Genomic DNA, 6028 nt, shown 5'->3' on the forward strand with positions numbered 1-6028 from the left:
CTCAGGCCGTGGCGAAGAAGAGCGGGCGGCCGACGCGGGCCTCGATGCGCAGGTAGCGCCAGAGCCGCCCGTCGCCGACCGGGGTGTCGCGGACGATGCCGCACACCGCGGCGACGGTGTCCAGGTCGGGGACGTCGGCGAGGACGTAGGAGGTCCACGGCCAGGCGGTGGTGGCGCCGACCATCAGCTGGTCGTCGTCCAGGGTGCCGAGCACGGTGACGCCGAAGCGCGCGCCGAGCCGGTCGAAGGCCGGCGGGATCGCGGCGGCCACGGCGGCGCGCCGGTCGTCGTCGGCGGCGAAGAAGTCCTGGGTCACGCCGATGCAGAACAGCGTGCGCAGCGGGCCCGCGGAGGACGGGTCCCCGGTGGGGGCGGCTGCGGGGGCGGAGGGGGGTGCCGGGTCGGCGGTGGTCATCGCGGAGCCTCGCGGGAGCGTCGGTGCCGACGGGCGGGCCCGGCCGTGGGTGGTGTCGGGTGCCGTCGCCGTCGGTGAATAATTAGAGGATCGTCAACACATTGACGATCACCGACCGTATCACTCGTTTAGAGAGTTCTCGAACAATGCCTCGTACGGACCCGGGCGGCACCCCCGGCACGGACCCCAGCGCCACCTCCGCGCCAGCCGACCCCGACCAGCCCGAGACCGCGCGCATCCAGCTCGGGGACCTGCTCCAGGCGTTCAGCGACCCGCTGCGGCGACGGATCGTGCGCCGGCTCGCCACCCAGGGCGAGGCGGGCTGCGGGGACATCGAACTGCCGGTGACCCGGGCCACCGGCAGCTACCACTTCCGGATCCTGCGGACGGCGGGCTGGACGCACACCCGCCGCGCCGGCCGCGAGCGGTACATCTCGCTGCGCCGCACCGACCTCGAAACCCGCTTCCCCGGCCTGGTGGACGCGCTGCTGCGGGCCGACGCGGCGGAGCGGGACTCCCCGGCGGAGCCCGCGGCGCCCGGCGCGTGAGCCGCCCGGCGCGGCCCGCGGCGGCTCAGCCGACGATCCGGCCGCGCAGCACCACCAGGCGGGGCGCCGCCAGCACCCGGACGTCGGCCCGCGGATCGGTCTCGAAGACGACCAGGTCGGCCGGGGCGCCTTCGGTCAGGCCGGGGCGGCCCAGCCAGGTGCGGGCGCCCCAGGTCGTCGCCGAGAGGGCGGCCTCGACGGGCAGCCCGGCCTTCATCAGCTCGGCCACCTCGTCGGCGACCAGGCCGTGCGGCAGCGAACCGCCGGCGTCGGTGCCGGCGAAGATCGGCACCCCGGCGTCGTAGGCGGCCCGCACCGTGTCGTAGCGCCGCTCGTGCAGCCGGCGCATGTGCGCGGACCAGCGCGGGAACTTCGCCTCGCCACCGTCGGCGAGCTGCGGGAAGGTCGCGATGTTGACCAGGGTGGGGACGATGGCGACCTGCCGCTCGGCGAAGAGCGGGATAGTGTCCTCGGTCAGCCCGGTGGCGTGCTCGATGCAGTCGATCCCGGCCTCGACCAGCGGGGCGAGGGACTCCTCGGCGAAGCAGTGCGCGGTGACCCGGGCGCCGAGCCGGTGCGCCTCGGCGATGGCCGCGGCCACCTCGCCGGGCGGCCAGCAGGCGGCCAGATCGCCCACCGAACGGTCGATCCAGTCGCCGACGAGCTTGACCCAGCCGTCGCCGCGCCGGGCCTCCTGGGCCACGTAGGCGACCAGGTCCGCCGGCTCGATCTCGTGCGCGTAGTTGCGGATGTAGCGCCGGGTGCGGGCGATGTGCCGGCCGGCGCGGATGATCCGCGGCAGGTCGGGGCGGTCGTCGATCCAGCGGGTGTCCGAGGGCGAGCCGGCGTCCCGGATCAGGAGGGTGCCGGCGTCACGGTCGGTGAGCGCCTGCTTCTCGCTGGTGGCCGCGTCCACCGGTCCGTGCGCGTCGAGCCCGACGTGGCAGTGGGCGTCGACCAGCCCGGGGAGCACCCACCCCGACACCGTCGTGACATCCCGTGCCACCGAAGGTCGCTCGAACGCCACCCGGCCGTCGATGACCCACAGCTCGTCGCGGACCTCGTCCGGCCCGACGAGCACCCTCCCCTTGAGGTGCAGCGCCGCACCTTCACTCATGGACGTCATGCAGGCACTGTATGCGGGGGCCGCGGCGGGCGACCACGGTGCGCCGGGCACCCGCCACCGCCCGCCCGGCGGGCGATTTCGCAACCATCACGCCGCGGTATCCGCGGTATGCGCGCCCCGCCGCTTCGTGTAACACGACGCGACGCTTCCCGCATCTCTTCGGGGTCTCTTCGGGGTGGAACTCAGGTGACTTCTCGTGTCCGTTTTGGTGAATCGTCCGCGATACCTTCCGGCGACGAATTCCCAATTCCCCAGAAGCCAGCTTCCCGTATTCGTATGCCCGCTTTCCCGAACCTCAAACGCCAAGATTTCGCTAGCGTCGAGTCTCATTATTCAGGCACTTCACGGGAGCGTTACTGAGCTGTGACCGACTACACAACGTGTCCGTTTCGTCCCGAACTTCCGTGACGAATCGTGACAACTTGCCACCGGATCGCGCGCTCGCGCACCCCCGCGTGATAACACACAAACGCCTCCTACGTAACCCGGTCCCGCGATGCAATTTGGTTTTCGGCTGGGTAAATTCAATTGCATGACCGCCGCACAAGCAGACCATGCCGGTGCCCGAAGCGATATCAAGGAATTTCCGGAGGGCTTCAAGCTCGACACCCCCCGGGTGGAGGACGGGGCAGCGATCTGGCGCATCGCCCGCGACTCGAAGGCGCTGGACCTCAACTCCTCCTACAGCTACCTCCTGTGGTGCCGCGACTTCGCCGCCACCTCCGCCGTCGCCCGCGATGCGACCGGCGAGCCAGCCGCGTTCGTCACCGGCTACCTGCGTCCCGACCGCCCGGACACCCTCGTCGTCTGGCAGATCGCCGTCGACGCGGCGCACCGCGGACGGGGCCTGGCCGCCGCACTCCTGGACGGGCTGACCGCCCGCGCCATCGACGAACTGGGCGTCCGCAGCGTGGAGACCACCATCACGCCCGACAACGACGCCTCCAACCGGCTGTTCGCCTCCTTCGCCGCACGGCACTCAGTGCCGGTCAAGCGCGAGGTGCTGTTCGACGCCGCGCTCTTCCCCGAACAGGGCCACGAGCCGGAAGTCCTGCACCTCATAGGCCCGTTCGAGACGCCGCCCGGCAGCAACCGCTGACCCGGGCCGCGCCCACGGCGCCGCCCCCAGACTTCTCCCTCCCGCACTCATCTCCCAGGAGCATGCTGTGACCATCACCCAGCCCGATCTGAGCGTCTTCGAAACCGTCGAGTCGGAGGTGCGCAGCTACTGCCGTGGCTGGCCCACCGTCTTCGACCGCGCGCAGGGCAGCCGCCTGACCGACGAGGACGGCCACACCTACCTGGACTTCTTCGCCGGCGCCGGCTCGCTCAACTACGGACACAACAACCCGGTCCTCAAACGCGCCCTGATCGACTACATCGAGCGGGACGGCATCACCCACGGGCTGGACATGTCCACCACGGCCAAACGGGCCTTCCTGGAGTCGTTCCAGAACATCATCCTGCGGCCGCGCGACCTGCCGTACAAGGTCATGTTCCCGGGCCCGACGGGCGCCAACTCGGTCGAGGCCGCGCTCAAACTGGCCCGCAAGGTCAAGGGGCGGGAGTCGATCGTCTCCTTCACCAACGCCTTCCACGGCATGTCGCTGGGTGCGCTCGCGGTCACCGGCAACTCCATGAAGCGGGCCGGCGCCGGCATCCCGCTGGTGCACGGCACCCCGATGCCGTTCGACAACTACCTGGACGGCCAGACGCCGGACTTCCTGTGGTTCGAGCGGCTGCTGGAGGACCAGGGCTCGGGCCTGAACAAGCCCGCCGCGGTGATCGTGGAGACCGTGCAGGGCGAGGGCGGCATCAACGTCGCCCGCGCCGACTGGCTGCGCGCCCTGGCCGCCCTCTGCGAGCGCCAGGACATGCTGCTGATCGTCGACGACATCCAGATGGGCTGCGGCCGCACCGGCGCCTTCTTCTCCTTCGAGGAGGCGGGCATCGTGCCGGACATCGTCACCGTCTCCAAGTCCATCAGCGGCTACGGGCTCCCGCTGGCCCTGACCCTGTTCAAGCCGGAGCTGGACATCTGGGAGCCCGGCGAGCACAACGGCACCTTCCGCGGCAACAACCCGGCCTTCGTCACCGCGGCCGCCGCCCTGGACACGTACTGGGCCGACGGCCAGATGGAGAAGCAGACGCTGAGCCGCGGCGAGATCGTCGAGGGGCACCTGAAGGCCATCGTCGCCGAGCACCCGGGCGCCTTCGCCGAGTACCGCGGCCGCGGTCTGGTCTGGGGCCTGGAGTGCACCGACAAGGAGCTCGCCAACAAGATCGCCAAGCGCGCCTTCGAGCTGGGGCTCCTCATCGAGACCTCCGGCCCGCAGAGCGAGGTCGTCAAACTGCTGCCCGCACTGACGACCACCCCCGAGGAGCTGGACGAGGGCCTGCGGACCCTCGCCCGCGCGGTGCGCGACTGCGCCTGACCGCACCCGTCGTCCGACGCCTCACCGTTCCACAGAAAGGCATCCAACGCACCATGATCGTCCGCTCGTTCAAGGACATCGAAGGCACCGACCGCCACGTCAAGGCCAAGTCCGGCACGTGGGAGAGCAAGCGCATCGTCCTCGCCAAGGAGCGGGTCGGCTTCTCGCTCCACGAGACCGTCCTCTACGCCGGCACCGAGACGTCGATGTGGTACGCCAACCACATCGAGGCCGTGGTCTGCACGGAGGGCGTGGCCGAGCTGACCAATGACGAGACCGGCGAGAAGCACCTCATCACGCCCGGCGTGATGTACCTGCTCAACGGCCACGAGAAGCACACCATGCGGATCAAGGAGGACTTCCGCTGCCTGTGCGTCTTCAACCCGCCGGTCACCGGTCGTGAGGACCACGACGAGAACGGCGTCTACCCGCTGCTCACCGAGCCCGAACCCGAGGCGAGCTGAGCGCGGACACCGGACCGTCCACCGTCCGGCGTCACCGTGACGCAGTGAGATTCCGTACGAGAGGAGAGGAAGGCACCACCATGACCACCGCACCCGAGCGCACCGCCGACCTGTACCCGACCCGTGGGACCTCAGAGGTCATCACCCCGCGGCAGGACCCGGTGGTGTGGTCGCAGCCCGGCGCGGAGGGCCCCTTCGCCGCGTCCGAGCTGAGCGACTTCGACCGTGACGGCTTCTTCGCCATGCCGGAGCTGCTCACCGCGGGCGAGGTCGCGGTGTACCGCGCCGAGCTGGACCGGCTGGTGAACGACCCGGCGACGCGCGCGGACCCGCGCTCGATCGTCGAGCCGCAGTCGCAGGACGTCCGCTCGGTCTTCGAAGTGCACCGGATCAGCGACGTGTTCGCACGGCTGGTCTCCGATCCGCGCGTGGTGGGCCGGGCCCGCCAGATCCTCGGGTCGGACGTCTACGTCCACCAGTCGCGGATCAACGTCAAGCCCGGGTTCGGTGCCTCCGGCTTCTACTGGCACTCGGACTTCGAGACCTGGCACGCCGAGGACGGCCTGCCGAACATGCGCACGGTGTCGGTGTCGATCGCGCTGACCGAGAACTACGACACCAACGGCGGCTTGATGATCATGCCGGGGTCGCACCGGCACTTCGTCGGGTGCGAGGGCGCCACCCCGAAGGACAACTACAAGAAGTCGCTGCAGATGCAGGACGCGGGCACGCCGTCCGACGGGACGCTGACGACGCTGGCGGACCGGCACGGCATCCGGCTGTTCACCGGCAAGGCCGGCTCGGCGACGTGGTTCGACTGCAACGCCATGCACGGCTCCGGCGACAACATCACGCCCTACCCGCGCAGCAACGTCTTCATCGTCTTCAACAGCATGGAGAACACCGCCGTGGAGCCGTTCGCGGCGCCGGTCAGGCGCCCGGAGTACATCGGGGCGCGGGCCCCGTTCGCACCGGTCAAGTAGGAAACCGCCGGCCGGCCCGCCCCGGCGGCGGGCGGCCCGGACGGGGGGGGGGGGGGG

At 70.6% G+C, this 6028-nt stretch carries 7 protein-coding genes; 5 read left to right on the plus strand and 2 right to left on the minus strand.

Going from position 1 to position 6028, the window contains the following annotated elements; all coding sequences use genetic code 11:
* Position 1 precedes the first annotated feature (1 nt).
* Positions 2-415 (minus strand): hypothetical protein, encoded by a 414-nt coding sequence (locus ACJ6WD_RS35275; protein ID WP_233658265.1) that lies wholly within the window; start codon positions 413-415, stop codon positions 2-4.
* Positions 416-561: 146 nt separating this feature from the next.
* On the opposite strand from ACJ6WD_RS35275, the gene ACJ6WD_RS35280 reads away from it, so the two are divergent.
* Positions 562-963 (plus strand): ArsR/SmtB family transcription factor, encoded by a 402-nt coding sequence (locus ACJ6WD_RS35280; RefSeq protein ID WP_376446552.1) that lies wholly within the window; start codon positions 562-564, stop codon positions 961-963.
* Between the two features lie 25 nt (positions 964-988).
* Here ACJ6WD_RS35280 and ACJ6WD_RS35285 read toward each other — a convergent pair whose 3' ends face one another.
* A complete protein-coding gene (locus tag ACJ6WD_RS35285) occupies positions 989-2080 on the minus strand; it encodes an amidohydrolase family protein (protein ID WP_331247177.1) in 1092 nt (363 codons plus the stop codon).
* Positions 2081-2621: 541 nt separating this feature from the next.
* Here ACJ6WD_RS35285 and ectA point away from each other — a divergent pair.
* The 4 genes from ectA to thpD all read left to right on the plus strand — a co-directional run bounded on the left by ectA (position 2622) and on the right by thpD (position 5971).
* On the plus strand, positions 2622-3188 hold the full coding sequence (ectA, locus tag ACJ6WD_RS35290; protein WP_233658261.1) for a diaminobutyrate acetyltransferase: 567 nt from the start codon (positions 2622-2624) through the stop codon (positions 3186-3188).
* A 67-nt stretch (positions 3189-3255) separates the two neighbouring features.
* Positions 3256-4524: a diaminobutyrate--2-oxoglutarate transaminase gene (gene ectB, locus ACJ6WD_RS35295; RefSeq protein WP_233658259.1), complete on the plus strand. Its 1269-nt coding sequence runs from the start codon at positions 3256-3258 to the stop codon at positions 4522-4524.
* 53 nt (positions 4525-4577) lie between these two features.
* Positions 4578-4988 (plus strand): ectoine synthase, encoded by a 411-nt coding sequence (locus tag ACJ6WD_RS35300; protein WP_016577186.1) that lies wholly within the window; start codon positions 4578-4580, stop codon positions 4986-4988.
* A gap of 80 nt (positions 4989-5068) precedes the next feature.
* A complete protein-coding gene (thpD, locus tag ACJ6WD_RS35305; RefSeq protein WP_016577185.1) occupies positions 5069-5971 on the plus strand; it encodes an ectoine hydroxylase in 903 nt (300 codons plus the stop codon).
* Positions 5972-6028 lie beyond the last annotated feature (57 nt).

Source organism: Streptomyces sp. VTCC 41912, from assembly GCF_045799175.1.
In the GTDB taxonomy this organism is placed as follows: Bacteria; Actinomycetota; Actinomycetes; order Streptomycetales; family Streptomycetaceae; genus Streptomyces; species Streptomyces albulus_C.